The following is a 14,684-nucleotide window of genomic DNA, read 5'->3' on the forward strand; positions in this document are numbered from 1 at the left end:
ATCGTCGGTGCACGAGCGGAGGGGGCCTCGTGGAGCTGAGGGTCACGCGATGGAAGCGGTACGGGCACGATCGCCTGTACGCGAACCTGCCCGACGGCACGGCGGCCGGCTGGGCGGACGTCAGCACCGGGAAGATCACGGTCCTGCGCGCCGAGCATCGTGCCGACGTGATCGCCGCGCTGACACAGCACCTGCGCGGCCGTGTCGAGGCGGAGCCGCAACCGACGCTGCCACCCCTGACACCGACCGACGACCTGGCGGCCAACCCTCCGGGCAAGTCCCTGAGCGACCTCCTGGCCGCATCAGGCCCACGGCTGCTGGAACGACTCGTCGCACGGCTGCTACGACGGCCGACGGAGTGGGACTCATGGCGAAAGGGGTTGGCGGGGGAGCGCCGAGTGGGCTCCGAACTGAACCGCCTGACCCGCCACGGCTGGCGAGTCCTGCACTCCGTCCCCCTGGCCGGCAACGTGGACATCGACCACCTGCTGATCGGCCCCGGCGGAGTCTTCAGCATCAACACGAAGCACCACCACGGAAGGCCCGTCTGGGTCGGCGACGACGCCGTAAGAGTCGCCCACGGAAAGCCGGCCCCCTACGTGCGCAAGAGCCGTGCGGAGGCCAAGCGAGTGGCCCGAGTCCTCGACCACTACTGCACTTTCCCCGTACCCGTGGAGCCGGTCCTCGTCTTCGTCGGCGTCACCGAGCTGAAGGTGGTAGCCACACAGCTCACCGTGCGGGTGTACCAGGAACGCCAGGTAGCGGCACTGGCTCCACTCTCAGGGGCGCTGACGGCCGAGCAGATCGAAGAGGTGCACAGCGTCGCCCGCCACCGGCAGGCCTGGAACCGGGCGTGATCCCTCGCCCCGCCACGGCCCCCGGCACACGACCACGCGGACCTGCATACGCGAAGACCCCGCCCTCAGCGTCTCCGCTGCTGACGGGGTCTTCGGACACCTCATACAAGGTGCCCCCGGCAGGATTCGAACCTGCGCACACGGCTCCGGAGGCCGTTGCTCTATCCCCTGAGCTACGGGGGCGTGCGCCGCGGTGAGCGGCGACGGGTAGAACCCTACCAGCTCGTCCGGGGTCCTCAGGAACGGGTATTTGGGGTGGCCAGGGGGCCTGTCGGACGCCCAGTTCCCCTGTACGGGGCGGAAGTGGGGAAAACCCGGACGCGGTGGTGGGTGTCGACCTACTCTCGAGTTGTGCCAGGCGCCTCGGGCCGGGTCCTCGTTGTTGACGACAACAAGGTCATCCGGCAATTGATCAGGGTCAACCTCGAGCTGGAGGGCTTCGAGGTCGTGACCGCCGCTGACGGTGCCGAATGTCTCGACGTCGTGCACCAGGTGCAGCCCGATGTCGTCACCCTCGACGTCGTCATGCCTCGGCTCGACGGGCTGCGGACCGCCGCGCGGCTGCGTGGCGATGCCCGGACCAGCGGACTGCCCATCGTCGTCGTGAGCGCGTGCAATGAGGTCGAGGTCGAGACCGGGCTCGAAGTCGGCGTCGACGCCTTTCTGGCCAAGCCGTTCGAGCCCAATGAGCTGGTGCGTGTGGTGGGGGAGCTGCGTAAGCGGGGGAGGGGGGCTGAGACCCCGTTGGTCCCCATGGCCCCGGTCGCTTCGAGTGCCCCCTCGTCCGCCGACACCCGGCATGACAGTAAGTCCCCGTCCGGCGATCAGCCCCGTCCATCAACCACGGACTCCGCCCACACCTCGGACGACCCGGGCCAACCGGCCCAGAGCCCGGATTCCTCCAGCCCCGCCCCCGGCGCCTGACCACCCCTCGCTGAGCCGCGCGCGTCCGGCGCCTGACCACCCCTCGCTGAGCCGCGCGCGTCCGCATCGCGGACCATCCGCCAAATCGACTCGCCTACCCACCCCCCTCCTCCCCTACGCTTGACCCGTGACCCCCGCAGAGATCTCCCACACCGTGCTGCACGCCGTGCGTCGCGCGGTGGACGACGGTGAGCTGGCGGGTGGGGCACTGGCGACCCTGGAGCAGACGGACAGCGGCGCGGGCCGGCCCCGCGCCCGTATCGTCATCGAGCGGCCCCGGCCCGGCGGGCACGGGGACTACGCCACCAATGTCGCCCTGCAACTCGCGGGCCCGGCCGGCAGGCCATCGCGTCACGTCGCCGAGATTCTCAGGCAGCGGCTCGCCGACGCCCCCGGCATCGACGCCGTCGACGTCTCCGGGCCCGGGTTCCTCAACCTCACCCTCACCCCCGGCGCCCCAGCCGACGCCACCCGCGACCTCCTCCGCCTCATCCAGCGCGAAGGACTCGCCTACGGGCACGGGCACGCCCTCCGCAGCGACCTCATCGACCTGCGCATCCCCCGCGAACCCCGCGCCGAGATCCTCGCCGATGCCATCGGCCGGATCGGGCGCAGCCAGGGCGCCGAGGTTCGCGTCGAGCACGCCGCGGACCCACACGACGTCACCTTCCGGCCCGTCCCCGGCGACCCCCACCCCCTCGGGCTCGGCCGTGACGCCGGGCGCTGGGCCCTCCTCCACCCCGCCCCGCACGACCACCCCCACCTCGGCGGCGACGCCACGCAGACGCACCTCGTCCAGCGCGAGTCCAACCCCCTCTTCCGCGTCCGCTACGCCCACGCCCGCACCCGCGCCCTCACCCGCAACGCCGCCGACCTGCACTTCAGCGCCGAGCCCAACAGCGCCCCCACCAGCCACCACCTGCTCACCCCCCTCGCCGATCACCCCCGCATCCTGCTCAGCGCCGCGCGCCACCGTGCCCCCGACCGGCTCGCCCGGCACCTCGTCGCCCTCGCCGACGCCTTCCTCACCGACCCGGACGTCCACGCCCGCGCCCTCCCCATGGGCGAGGAGAAACCTTCGGCCGCCCACCGCGCCCGGCTCGCGCTCGCCGAAGCCGTCGGGACGGTGCTGGCCGGCGGCCTGTCCCTGCTCGGCATCGACGCACCCGCACACATCTAGCTCCGGCACACGAGAAGACGAAGAGAGCGCCCCGCAGTCATGAGCCGTTCCGCACATCCCGCAGGACCCCGCCACGCCGACGTCCTGCCCGAGGGGCACTACACCGCCCCGCCCGCCGACCTCAACGTCCTCGACCCCAAGGTCTGGGCGCAGACCGTCGCCCGTACGCCGGAGGGTGGCGTCCGCGTCGGCGGCATCGAAGTGGCGCGGCTCGCCGAGGAGTTCGGTACTCCGGCCTACTTCCTCGACGAGGACGACTTCCGTGCCCGGTGTGCCGCCTGGCGTGACGCCTTCGGGCCCGATGCCGACGTCTTCTATGCGGGGAAGGCGTTCCTCTCCCGTGCCGTCGTCCGGTGGCTGCACGAAGAAGGGCTCAATCTCGATGTCTGTTCCGGAGGGGAACTCGCCACCGCCCTCTCCGCCGGGATGCCCCCCGAGCGCATCGCCTTCCACGGCAACAACAAGACCGAGGAAGAGATCCACCGCGCCGTCGAGGCCGGGGTCGGGCGGATCGTTCTCGACTCCTTCCAGGAGATCGCCCGCGTCGCGCACATCGCCGACGGCCTCGGCAGGCGGCAGCGCGTGCAGATCCGCGTGACCGTCGGCGTCGAGGCGCACACCCATGAGTTCATCGCCACCGCGCATGAGGACCAGAAGTTCGGGATCGCGCTCGCCGGAGGGCAGGCCGCCGAGGCCGTGCGGCGCGCTCTCAAGCTCGACGGGCTCGAGCTCATCGGCATCCACTCGCACATCGGATCGCAGATCTTCGACATGGCCGGGTTCGAGGTCGCCGCCCGCCGGGTCGTCGGACTGCTCGCCGAAGTGCGTGACGAGCATGGCGTCGAGCTTCCCGAGATCGACCTCGGCGGTGGGCTCGGTATCGCTTACACCAGCGATGACGACCCCCGCGAGCCGCAGGAGATCGCCAAGGCGCTCGGTGAGATCGTCACGCGCGAGTGCGAGGCCGCCTCCCTGCGCACCCCCCGTATCTCCGTCGAGCCCGGGCGCGCCATCGTCGGGCCCACCGCCTTCACCCTCTACACCGTCGGCACCGTCAAGCCGCTCGAAGGGCTGCGGACGTATGTGTCCGTCGACGGCGGTATGTCCGACAACATCAGGACCGCTCTGTACGACGCCGAGTACACCGTCGCGCTCGTCTCCCGGCGCTCCGACGCCGAGCCGATGCTGGTCCGCGTCGTCGGCAAGCACTGTGAGAGCGGTGACATCGTCGTGAAGGACGCGTTCCTGCCGGCCGACATCGCGCCCGGCGATCTCATCGCCGTTCCGGCCACCGGCGCGTACTGCCGCTCCATGGCCAGCAACTACAACCACGCGCTTCGCCCGCCGGTCGTCGCCGTGCGCGACGGCGGGGCCCGGGTGATCGTCCGCCGTGAGACGGAGGAAGATCTCCTGCGTCTCGACGTCGGATGATGAAATAAGCGTCTCGCCATGCGGACCGGGGGCAGAAACCCCGGTCCGGTGGGTGAGACTGGATCCACCGTACGAAAATGCCGTACACGAATGTCGTAGGGAAACGAGGTCGGATGATGCGTACGCGTCCGCTGAAGGTGGCGCTGCTGGGCTGTGGGGTAGTCGGCTCAGAGGTGGCGCGCATCATGACGACGCACGCCGCCGACCTCGCCGCCCGGATCGGTGCCCCGGTCGAACTCGCGGGGGTCGCCGTGCGGCGCCCCTCCAAGGTGCGCGAGGGGATCGACCCGGCGCTCGTCACCACCGATGCCACCGCCCTCGTCAAACGGGGCGACATCGACGTCGTCGTCGAAGTCATCGGAGGGATCGAGCCCGCGCGCACCCTCATCACCACCGCCTTCGAGCACGGCGCCTCCGTCGTCTCGGCCAACAAGGCGCTGCTCGCCCAGGACGGCGCGGCCCTGCACGCGGCCGCCGTCGAGCACGGGCGCGACCTGTATTACGAAGCCGCGGTCGCCGGAGCCATTCCGCTGATCCGACCGCTGCGCGAGTCGCTCGCGGGTGACAAGGTCAACCGCGTACTCGGCATCGTGAACGGGACGACCAACTTCATCCTCGACGCCATGGACACCACCGGCGCCGGGTACCAGGAGGCCCTCGACGAGGCCACCGCCCTCGGGTACGCGGAAGCCGACCCGACCGCCGATGTCGAAGGGTTCGACGCCGCCGCCAAGGCTGCCATCCTCGCCGGTATCGCTTTCCATACGCGCGTGCGTCTCGACGATGTCTACCGCGAGGGCATGACCGAGGTCACCGCCGCCGACTTCGCTTCCGCGAAGGAGATGGGGTGCACCATCAAGTTGCTCGCCATCTGTGAGCGGGCTGCCGACGGGGGTTCCGTCACCGCTCGCGTGCATCCCGCGATGATTCCGCTCGACCACCCTCTCGCCTCCGTTCGCGGCGCCTACAACGCCGTGTTCGTCGAGGCCGAGGCCGCCGGGCAACTGATGTTCTACGGACCCGGTGCCGGCGGCTCGCCGACCGCGTCCGCCGTTCTCGGCGACCTTGTCGCCGTCTGCCGCAACCGCCTCAACGGCGCGACGGGACCCGGCGACTCCGCGTACACGCAACTGCCCGTCTCACCCATGGGCGACTCCGTGACGCGGTACCACATCAGCCTCGACGTGGCCGACAAGCCCGGTGTTCTCGCGCAGGTGGCGACGGTCTTCGCCGAGCACGGGGTCTCCATCGACACCGTGCGGCAGTCGGGGAAGGACGGCGAGGCCTCTCTCGTCGTCGTCACCCACCGCGCGGCGGACGCGGCCCTCACCGGGACCGTGGACGCGCTGCGTCAGCTCGACACCGTGCGCGGTGTCGCCAGCATCATGCGTGTTGAAGGGGAGTAGCAGCGATGACCGGAATGACCCACCAGTGGCGCGGCATCATCGAGGAGTACCGGGACCGGCTCCCGGTGACCGGCACCACGCCGGTCGTGTCGCTGCGCGAGGGCGGCACGCCGCTCGTGCCGGCGCAGGTCCTCTCCGAGCGCACGGGGTGTGAGGTCCACCTGAAGGTGGAGGGCGCCAACCCGACCGGTTCCTTCAAGGACCGCGGCATGACCATGGCCATCACGAAGGCCAAGGAGGAGGGCGCGCAGGCCGTCATCTGCGCTTCCACCGGCAACACCTCCGCCTCTGCCGCGGCCTACGCCGTGCGCGCCGGCATGGTCTGCGCCGTGCTCGTGCCCCAGGGCAAGATCGCGCTCGGCAAGATGGGCCAGGCGCTCGTCTACGGGTCGAAGATCCTCCAGGTCGACGGCAACTTCGACGACTGCCTGAACCTGGCGCGGAGCCTCTCGGAGAACTACCCGGTCGCGCTGGTCAACTCCGTCAACCCGTTCCGTATCGAGGGGCAGAAGACCGCCTCGTTCGAGATCGTCGACGCGCTCGGCGACGCGCCCGACATCCACGTCCTCCCGGTCGGCAACGCGGGCAACATCACCGCCTACTGGAAGGGCTACAAGGAGTACGCCGCCGACTCGGTGTCGACGCGTACCCCGCGCATGTGGGGGTTCCAGGCTTCCGGTTCCGCGCCCATCGTGCGCGGCGAGATCGTGAAGGACCCCTCGACGATCGCTACTGCGATTCGCATCGGGAACCCGGCCTCCTGGAACTACGCGCTCGCCGCGCGCGACGAGTCCGGCGGCTTCATCGACGAGGTGACGGACCGTGAGATCCTGCGCGCCTACAAGCTGTTGGCGTCCCAGGAGGGTGTCTTCGTCGAGCCGGCGTCCGCCGCGTCCGTCGCCGGTCTGCTGAAGGCCGCCGAGCAGGGCAAGGTCGACCCGGGGCAGAAGATCGTCTGCACGGTCACCGGCAACGGCCTGAAGGACCCCGACTGGGCCGTCTCCGGCGCGCCGCAGCCGGTCACCGTGCCGGTCGACGCGGTCGCGGCGGCGTCGCGGCTCGGCCTCGCCTGAGCCGTCCGGCCGCCATAGACCGACGCGCCGCCGCCACGGTGCCGCCGACACGCCGCGCACCGACGCTGATACGCCGTCAACTGGGCGTTTTCCTACAGGATTCGCACGGGTGCGTACTCGGTCCGTACAGGGGGTGCACAGGGGGGCTCACGACACGGATCGTGCGCCTCCCGTGCGCCCTATGTCGCCACTGAACCTTCCTTCGATAGGCTGTACCGAACCCGCCCGCCGCATATGCCGCGGTGCCGCCGCCGTTCCGTCGTTCCCCGACGAAGTTCCGCCGCGGTTCCGTCGTCAGCGGCCCGGGTGGAGCCGTTACGCAGCACAAGACATCGGAAGTCTCGGAAGTTCTCGAAACATCCCGCAGCTCAAGGAGAGTCATCGAGCGATGGCCGGTCCCGCGTTCCGCGCCGCCGCCGTCAGGGTGCGCACCCCCGCAACCAGCGCCAACCTCGGCCCCGGCTTCGACAGCCTCGGCCTGGCGCTGGGGCTCTATGACGACGTCGTCGTCAGGGTCGCCGACTCCGGGCTGAACATCGACATCGCGGGCGAGGGTTCCGAGACCCTGCCGCGCGACGAGTCGCACCTTCTCGTACGGTCCCTGCGCACCGCCTTCGACCTGCTCGGCGGGCAGCCGCGCGGCCTCGAGATCGTCTGTGCGAACCGCATCCCGCACGGCCGCGGCCTCGGCTCCTCCTCCGCCGCCATCGTCGCCGCGGTCGTCGCCGCGCGCGCCGTGACGATAGGCGGCGACGCCCGTCTCGACGACGCGGCGCTGCTCGAACTCGCCACCGAGATCGAGGGCCACCCCGACAATGTGGCGCCCTGCCTGCTCGGCGGCTTCACCATCGCCTGGACGGAGTCGGGGGCGGGCCGCGCGATCCGCCTCGACGCCGCGCCCTCGGTCGTGCCGGTCGTCTTCGTGCCCGGCAAGCCGGTCCTGACCGAGATGGCGCGCGGCCTCCTTCCGCGCACCGTCCCCCATGTGGACGCGGCGGCCAACGCGGGCCGGGCCGCCCTCCTCGTAGAGGCGCTGACCCGCCGCCCCGAGCTGCTGCTCCCGGCCACCGAGGACCGGCTGCACCAGGAATACCGGGCTCCGGCCATGCCCGAGAGCGCCGCGCTCGTCGAGCGGCTGCGGGCCGACGGTGTTCCCGCGATGATTTCCGGGGCGGGACCGACGGTCATCGCCCTGGTGGAGGACGGTGCGGCCGACAAGGTCGCCCGGCTCGCCGGAGAGGGGTGGGCGGCCAATCGCCTGGCTCTCGACGCGGGCGGGGCGAGCGTACTGCCGCTCGGTTCCTCACCCGACTGATCAATACGTACGGTTGCCGGATTTCGAGAGGGGGAATGTTTGTTGGATCCGGTAGTGTTAACCTCAAGTCTGCACCCGACCTCACCATGGCGCGGTGCTGTGTGTCCCCGTCCGGGACAGCCATTCTTCCGGGAGCCTCCCCAGCAATTCCGCACAGCGTTTTTCTATGCCAGGACGCGGTGCTGAACGACGGCGAGCATGCTCCGGAACCGGTGTGACCGAACCGCGTGACACAGAAATCAAGTGCACCCGCGGAAATCGCGAATCGCCGTCACCAATGAATTCTTCCGCCTCATCGGCGGACAACCGCCCCGGCACGGTCCGTAACTGCAGGACCACCGCCGGACAGCACGACCGGTCGCCGAGCCAGAAGGCCGACGTCCGCTCCAGGGAAGGACCCTTCGTGAGCGACACCACCGATCTGATGGGCGTGACTGCCGACAGCTCCGCTGCCGCGCCCGCCGCATCCGCAGGGGATGGATCCGCTGCGCCTGCCACCGGTGCTTCGGGCTCCCGGCGGCGCCGCGGTACCGGCCTCGACGGCATGGTGCTGGCCGAGTTGCAGCAGGTCGCATCGGGCCTCGGCATCAGGGGCACCGCGCGGATGCGCAAGAGCCAGCTGATCGAGGTCATCAAGGAGGCGCAGGCGGGAGGCGGTGCCCCCGCGAAGAGCGCCGACACCGCCGAGACCAAGCCGAAGCGCCGGGCCACCTCGAAGGCCCGTACCGGCGAGGAGCCCGCGGCCGACGCCGTGCAGGCCAAGGCGGACGCCAAGGCGGAGAAGGCCGAGGCCCCCGACAGCGCGGCCAAGGCGAAGAAGGCCGCCGGCCAGCAGCAGATCGACATCCCGGGCCAGGGCGCCGGGGACGAGCAGCCGGCCGGTGAGCGCCGCCGTCGCCGCGCCACCGCCGACGCGGGCAGCCCGGAGACCGTCACGGCAGAGGCCACGACGAAGACCGAGCAGCGCACCGACAAGGCCGACAAGGCCGACAAGCAGGACGGCGCCGACAACCGGAACGACGGCGGCCAGGACGGCGGCAACGACAACCGTCGTGACCGGCGCGACCGCCGTGACCGTGGCGACCGCAATGACCGGGGCGACCGCGGCGACCGGGGTGGCCGCGACCGCGACCGCCGCGGCAAGGGCGACGACCAGGGCGGCCAGGGCGGCCAGGGCAACAAGGACCGCCAGCAGCAGGGCGGCGGCCGCCAGGACCGCGACCGCAACAACGGCCCGCAGGACGACGGCTACGACGACGACGGCGGCGGCCGTCGCGGCCGCCGTGGCCGCTACCGCGACCGCCGTGGGCGCCGCGGCCGCGACGAGCAGGGCTTCGGCAACGAGCCGCAGGTCTCCGACGACGACGTCCTGATCCCCGTCGCGGGCATCCTCGACATCCTCGACAACTACGCCTTCATCCGTACGTCGGGCTACCTCCCCGGCCCCAACGACGTCTACGTCTCCCTCGCCCAGGTCCGCAAGAACGGCCTGCGCAAGGGTGACCACGTCACCGGTGCCGTGCGTCAGCCCAAGGACGGCGAGCGCCGCGAGAAGTTCAACGCGCTGGTGCGCCTGGACTCGGCGAACGGCATGGCGGCCGAGTCCGGCCGCGGGCGCCCCGAGTTCAACAAGCTCACCCCGCTGTACCCGCAGGACCGGCTCCGTCTGGAGACCGACCCGGGGGTGCTCACGACCCGCATCATCGACCTCGTCGCGCCCATCGGTAAGGGCCAGCGCGGTCTGATCGTGGCCCCGCCGAAGACCGGCAAGACCATGATCATGCAGGCGATCGCCAACGCGATCACGCACAACAACCCCGAGTGCCACCTGATGGTCGTCCTGGTCGACGAGCGTCCGGAAGAGGTCACCGACATGCAGCGGTCGGTCAAGGGCGAGGTCATCTCCTCGACCTTCGACCGCCCCGCCGAGGACCACACCACGGTCGCCGAGCTCGCCATCGAGCGCGCCAAGCGTCTGGTGGAGCTGGGCCACGACGTCGTCGTGCTGCTCGACTCGATCACCCGTCTGGGCCGCGCGTACAACCTCGCCGCCCCGGCCTCCGGCCGCATCCTGTCCGGTGGTGTCGACTCGACCGCCCTGTACCCGCCGAAGCGCTTCTTCGGTGCCGCGCGCAACATCGAGGACGGCGGCTCGCTGACCATCCTCGCCACCGCGCTCGTGGACACCGGCTCGCGCATGGACGAGGTGATCTTCGAGGAGTTCAAGGGCACCGGCAACGCCGAGCTCAAGCTCGACCGCAAGCTCGCCGACAAGCGCATCTTCCCCGCGGTGGACGTCGACGCGTCCGGTACCCGTAAGGAAGAGATCCTGCTCGGCAGCGACGAGCTCGCGATCACCTGGAAGCTGCGCCGTGTGCTGCACGCGCTCGACCAGCAGCAGGCGATCGAGCTGCTCCTCGACAAGATGAAGCAGACGAAGTCGAACGCGGAGTTCCTGCTCCAGATCCAGAAGACGACGCCGGCGCCTGGCAACGGCAACGACTGACGTTCTTCACCGCGGAACCGCGGAACCGCAGAACCGCAAGGGCTGGGCCCCGTCGCAGAACGCGACGGGGCCCAGCCCTTTTTCCGCCTGCGACCCGTGCGTTCTCCCGCGCGCCGGAGACCTTCACCACAGGCATAAGGATGCGTGGCCCTCGTGAAGCATGCGCCGTACGACGATGAATGTGCTGGTGAGAGCGGTGGTACAGGCAGCCGTTGTCACTCTGCGTGGCTCTCGCGACCCGCTGCGGGCACAGAACGCTGTGCAACCCTTCATGGCGGTCCGCCGTCACACCGAGTGAAGAGTGAAGAGTGAAGCGGGCGAGAAGCAGACGAAGCGAGCGAGGAGCACATGCCGGACAGTGACAGCAAGCCCGGGCGCCGTCGCGCCAAGGGCCGCCGCCGCAAACCGCGCTCCGGCCGATCCAGGGCGCTGCGCGTCGTGGCGTGGAGCGCCGCGGGTGTCGTCGTCCTCGGCGGCACCGGCTTCGGCTACCTGTACCTCCACCTCAACGGCAACATCAAGAGCGTCGACATCAACCAGGCGCTCGGCACCGACCGGCCCGAGAACGTCGACAACGGCTCCGAGGACATCCTGGTCCTCGGCTCCGACAGCCGGGCGGGCAAGAACCAGAAGGCCGGCGGCGGCACCGACGACGGCAGCGCGCGCTCGGACACCGCGATGGTCGTCCATGTCTACAAGGGGCACAAGAAGGCGAGCATCGTCTCCATACCCCGCGACACCCTCATAGAGCGGCCGTCCTGCACCGACAAGGACGGCACCGAGCACCCGGCGCAGAGCAACGCCATGTTCAACTCCGCCTACTCGACCGGCGGCGCGGCCTGCGCCGTCAAGACCGTCGAGTCGATCAGCGGAATCCGCATGGACCACTACGTCGAGGTCGACTTCAGCGGCTTCGAGCAGCTGATCGACGACCTCGGCGGCGTGAAGGTCACCACGAGCAAGGCGATCGACGACCCCGACAGCCACCTCGAACTCGACGCGGGCACCCACCAGCTCACCGGCGAGCAGGCGCTCGGCCTCGTCCGGACCCGGCACGGGGTCGGCGACGGCAGCGACCTGGGCCGCATCCAGCTCCAGCAGGCGTTCATGAAGGCGCTGATGGACCAGCTGGGGCACCTGGGCGTCTTCGGCAACCCCAAGAAGCTCTACGACCTCGCGAACACCGCCACGAAGTCCGTGACCACCGACTCGGACCTGGCCTCCGTGAAGGACCTCACCTCGTTCGCGGGCGGCCTCAAGGGCATCGGCTCCGACGACATGAACATGGTGACGCTGCCGGTCCAGTACGACACCGCCGACGCCAACCGCGTCCTGGTCGACCAGACCAAGGCCGACCAGGTATGGAAGGCCCTGGAGGCCGACAGGGCGGTCCCGAAGGCGGCGGTCGAGGGCACGGCCAAGGGCGCGGCGGACGGCGTCGTCTCCTGACCCGACGAGCCGCCGACGAGCCGCCGACGAGCCGCCGAGGAGTCGCTGAGGAGCAGCCGGAATAGATTCGGGCCCACCCCCGTTTTGGGAGATACGAACAGTCCTGGCAGACTGGTACGTCGGCTCCGGTTCACGCTCCCGCAATCCGCGTCAGCGACCCGGCGCCCTCCCGAACCTAGGAGACACCCTTGAAGCGCGACATTCACCCCGAGTACGTCGAGACCCAGGTCAGCTGCACCTGTGGCGCGTCGTTCACCACTCGCAGCACCATCGACTCCGGCACCATCCGTGCCGAGGTCTGCTCCGAGTGCCACCCGTTCTACACGGGCAAGCAGAAGATCCTCGACACCGGTGGCCGTGTGGCCCGCTTCGAGGCCCGCTTCGGCAAGGCTGCCGCTGCCAACAAGTAGCGAGGCTTCAGCGCCGGTCTCCGGTGCCCTGTTCGCAGGGGCACCGGGACCGGCGCTTTGCGGTGCAGCCCCCCTTGTGTCCCCAACGACACAGCCACCCCGTACACGCAGGAGCCGGAGATGTTCGAGGCCGTCGAGGACCTCATCGGCGAGCACGCCGATCTGGAGAAGAAGCTCGCGGACCCGTCGGTCCACGCCGACCAGGCCAACGCGCGCAAGCTGAACAAGCGCTACGCAGAGCTCACCCCGATCGTCGCGACGTACCGCTCCTGGAAGCAGACCGGCGACGACATCGAGACCGCGCGCGAGCTGAGCGCCGACGACCCGGACTTCGCGGCCGAGGTCAAGGAGCTGGAGAAGCAGCGCGAGGAGATCACCGAGAAGCTGCGGCTTCTCCTGGTGCCCCGCGACCCGTCCGACGACAAGGACGTCATCCTCGAGGTCAAGGCCGGCGCCGGCGGTGACGAGTCCGCCCTGTTCGCAGGTGACCTGCTGCGCATGTACCTGCGCTACGCCGAGCGCGTCGGCTGGAAGACCGAGATCATCGACGCCACCGAGTCCGAGCTGGGCGGCTACAAGGACGTCCAGGTCGCCGTGAAGACCAAGGGCGGCAACGGCGCGACCGAGCCCGGCCAGGGCGTCTGGGCCCGCCTGAAGTACGAGGGCGGCGTGCACCGCGTGCAGCGCGTCCCGGCGACCGAGTCCCAGGGCCGCATCCACACCTCCGCGGCCGGTGTCCTGGTCACGCCCGAGGCCGAGGAGGTCGACGTCGAGATCAACATGAACGATCTCCGTATCGACGTCTACCGCTCCTCCGGGCCCGGCGGCCAGTCCGTCAACACCACCGACTCCGCCGTGCGCATCACGCACCTCCCCACCGGAGTCGTCGCCTCCTGCCAGAACGAGAAGAGCCAGCTGCAGAACAAGGAGCAGGCCATGCGTATCCTGCGCTCCAGGCTGCTCGCGGCCGCGCAGGAGGAAGCGGAGAAGGAGGCCGCGGACGCCCGCCGCAGCCAGGTCCGCACCGTCGACCGCTCCGAGAAGATCCGGACGTACAACTATCCGGAGAACCGCATCTCGGACCACCGCGTCGGCTTCAAGGCGTACAACCTGGACCAGGTGCTCGACGGTGACCTCGACGCCGTGATCCAGGCGTGCGTCGACGCGGACTCCGCCGCGAAGCTCGCCGCCGCGTAACTCGAACCCCGTACAGCTCCCCGTACAGCTCGGAGGACCAGCGTGAACCTGCTGCTCGCGGAAGTGGCCCAGGCCACCCGGCGGCTGGCCGACGCCGGCGTGCCCTCGCCGCGCAACGACGCGGAGGAGCTCGCCGCCTTCGTGCACGGCGTGAAGCGGGGCGAGCTGCACACCGTCAAGGATGCCGACTTCGACGCCCGCTACTGGGAGGCGACCGCGCGTCGCGAGGCGCGCGAGCCGCTCCAGCACATCACCGGCCGCGCCTACTTCCGCTACCTGGAGCTCCAGGTCGGACCCGGCGTCTTCGTGCCGCGCCCCGAGACCGAGTCGGTCGTCGGGTGGGCCATAGACGCCGTACGGGCGATGGACGTCGTCGAACCGCTCATCGTCGACCTGTGCACCGGCTCCGGCGCCATCGCGCTCGCGCTCGCCCAGGAGGTCCCGCGCTCGCGCGTGCACGCCGTGGAGCTGTCCGAGGACGCCCTGCGGTGGACGCGCAAGAACGTCGAGGGGTCCAGGGTCGACCTCCGCCAGGGAGACGCTCTGACGGCCTTCCCCGACCTCGACGGCCAGGTCGACCTCGTCGTCTCCAACCCGCCGTACATCCCGCTCACCGAGTGGGAGTACGTGGCTCCCGAGGCCCGCGACTACGACCCGGACATGGCGCTGTTCTCCGGCGAGGACGGCCTCGACCTGATCCGGGGCATCGAACGCACCGCCCACCGGCTCCTGCGCCCCGGCGGCGTCGTCGTCATCGAGCACGCCGACACCCAGGGCGGCCTGGTGCCGTGGATCTTCACCGAGGAGCGGGGCTGGGCGGACGCCGCCGACCACCCCGACCTGAACAACCGGCCGAGGTTCGCGACCGCCCGCAAGGCGATGCCGTGACCACCGACCACCCTTCCGTACGGGCGGCAAGACCCGCAGTACAGGCAT

Annotated in this window: 12 protein-coding genes and 1 tRNA gene; 12 read left to right on the plus strand and 1 reads right to left on the minus strand. The window is 70.3% G+C overall.

The features are described from left to right. Positions 1–29: 29 nt before the first annotated feature. Positions 30–857 (plus strand): nuclease-related domain-containing protein, encoded by an 828-nt coding sequence (locus tag ACH4RC_RS12765; RefSeq protein WP_398198954.1) that lies wholly within the window; start codon positions 30–32, stop codon positions 855–857. A gap of 111 nt (positions 858–968) precedes the next feature. On the opposite strand, the gene ACH4RC_RS12770 is transcribed toward ACH4RC_RS12765, so the two are convergent. Then, positions 969–1,040, minus strand: a tRNA-Arg gene (locus tag ACH4RC_RS12770). Positions 1,041–1,160: 120 nt separating this feature from the next. Here ACH4RC_RS12770 and ACH4RC_RS12775 point away from each other — a divergent pair. From ACH4RC_RS12775 to prmC, 11 genes are all read left to right on the plus strand, one after another. Continuing rightward, positions 1,161–1,781, plus strand: coding sequence for a PleD family two-component system response regulator (locus ACH4RC_RS12775; RefSeq protein WP_398198957.1), 621 nt, complete (start codon positions 1,161–1,163; stop codon positions 1,779–1,781). A 127-nt stretch (positions 1,782–1,908) separates the two neighbouring features. Next, a complete protein-coding gene (gene nrtL, locus ACH4RC_RS12780; RefSeq protein WP_398198959.1) occupies positions 1,909–2,961 on the plus strand; it encodes an ArgS-related anticodon-binding protein NrtL in 1,053 nt (350 codons plus the stop codon). Between the two features lie 39 nt (positions 2,962–3,000). Then, positions 3,001–4,392 carry a diaminopimelate decarboxylase gene (lysA, locus tag ACH4RC_RS12785; protein WP_398198961.1) on the plus strand — a complete coding sequence of 464 codons (1,392 nt, stop codon included), beginning with the start codon at positions 3,001–3,003 and terminating at the stop codon, positions 4,390–4,392. A gap of 113 nt (positions 4,393–4,505) precedes the next feature. Next, positions 4,506–5,798, plus strand: coding sequence for a homoserine dehydrogenase (locus ACH4RC_RS12790; RefSeq protein WP_398198964.1), 1,293 nt, complete (start codon positions 4,506–4,508; stop codon positions 5,796–5,798). A 14-nt stretch (positions 5,799–5,812) separates the two neighbouring features. Continuing rightward, positions 5,813–6,871 carry a threonine synthase gene (gene thrC / locus ACH4RC_RS12795; protein WP_398199215.1) on the plus strand — a complete coding sequence of 353 codons (1,059 nt, stop codon included), beginning with the start codon at positions 5,813–5,815 and terminating at the stop codon, positions 6,869–6,871. A 388-nt stretch (positions 6,872–7,259) separates the two neighbouring features. Further along, positions 7,260–8,186, plus strand: coding sequence for a homoserine kinase (thrB, locus tag ACH4RC_RS12800; RefSeq protein WP_398198967.1), 927 nt, complete (start codon positions 7,260–7,262; stop codon positions 8,184–8,186). 403 nt (positions 8,187–8,589) lie between these two features. Then, a complete protein-coding gene (gene rho, locus ACH4RC_RS12805) occupies positions 8,590–10,692 on the plus strand; it encodes a transcription termination factor Rho (RefSeq protein ID WP_398198969.1) in 2,103 nt (700 codons plus the stop codon). A 348-nt stretch (positions 10,693–11,040) separates the two neighbouring features. Beyond that, entirely contained in the window at positions 11,041–12,141 is a 1,101-nt protein-coding gene (locus tag ACH4RC_RS12810) for an LCP family protein (protein ID WP_398198971.1), read from the plus strand. A 188-nt stretch (positions 12,142–12,329) separates the two neighbouring features. Next, positions 12,330–12,551 carry a 50S ribosomal protein L31 gene (gene rpmE / locus ACH4RC_RS12815; RefSeq protein ID WP_081219441.1) on the plus strand — a complete coding sequence of 74 codons (222 nt, stop codon included), beginning with the start codon at positions 12,330–12,332 and terminating at the stop codon, positions 12,549–12,551. Positions 12,552–12,671: 120 nt separating this feature from the next. After that, complete coding sequence (gene prfA / locus ACH4RC_RS12820) at positions 12,672–13,748, plus strand: peptide chain release factor 1 (protein WP_398198974.1); 1,077 nt, start codon at positions 12,672–12,674, stop codon at positions 13,746–13,748. 42 nt (positions 13,749–13,790) lie between these two features. Next, on the plus strand, positions 13,791–14,636 hold the full coding sequence (gene prmC / locus ACH4RC_RS12825; protein WP_398198977.1) for a peptide chain release factor N(5)-glutamine methyltransferase: 846 nt from the start codon (positions 13,791–13,793) through the stop codon (positions 14,634–14,636). Positions 14,637–14,684 lie beyond the last annotated feature (48 nt).

Source organism: Streptomyces sp. NPDC016845, assembly GCF_044332585.1.
Taxonomy (GTDB): Bacteria; Actinomycetota; Actinomycetes; order Streptomycetales; family Streptomycetaceae; genus Streptomyces.

Bases quoted from the DNA above. Each gene is read 5' to 3' on its own strand.
- lysA (WP_398198961.1), top strand. From the start codon at position 3,001: ATGAGCCGTTCCGCACATCCCGCAGGACCCCGCCACGCCGACGTCCTG.
- ACH4RC_RS12810 (WP_398198971.1), top strand. From the start codon at position 11,041: ATGCCGGACAGTGACAGCAAGCCCGGGCGCCGTCGCGCCAAGGGCCGC.
- prfA (WP_398198974.1), top strand. From the start codon at position 12,672: ATGTTCGAGGCCGTCGAGGACCTCATCGGCGAGCACGCCGATCTGGAG.
- ACH4RC_RS12790 (WP_398198964.1), top strand. From the start codon at position 4,506: ATGATGCGTACGCGTCCGCTGAAGGTGGCGCTGCTGGGCTGTGGGGTA.
- thrC (WP_398199215.1), top strand. From the start codon at position 5,813: ATGACCCACCAGTGGCGCGGCATCATCGAGGAGTACCGGGACCGGCTC.
- thrB (WP_398198967.1), top strand. From the start codon at position 7,260: ATGGCCGGTCCCGCGTTCCGCGCCGCCGCCGTCAGGGTGCGCACCCCC.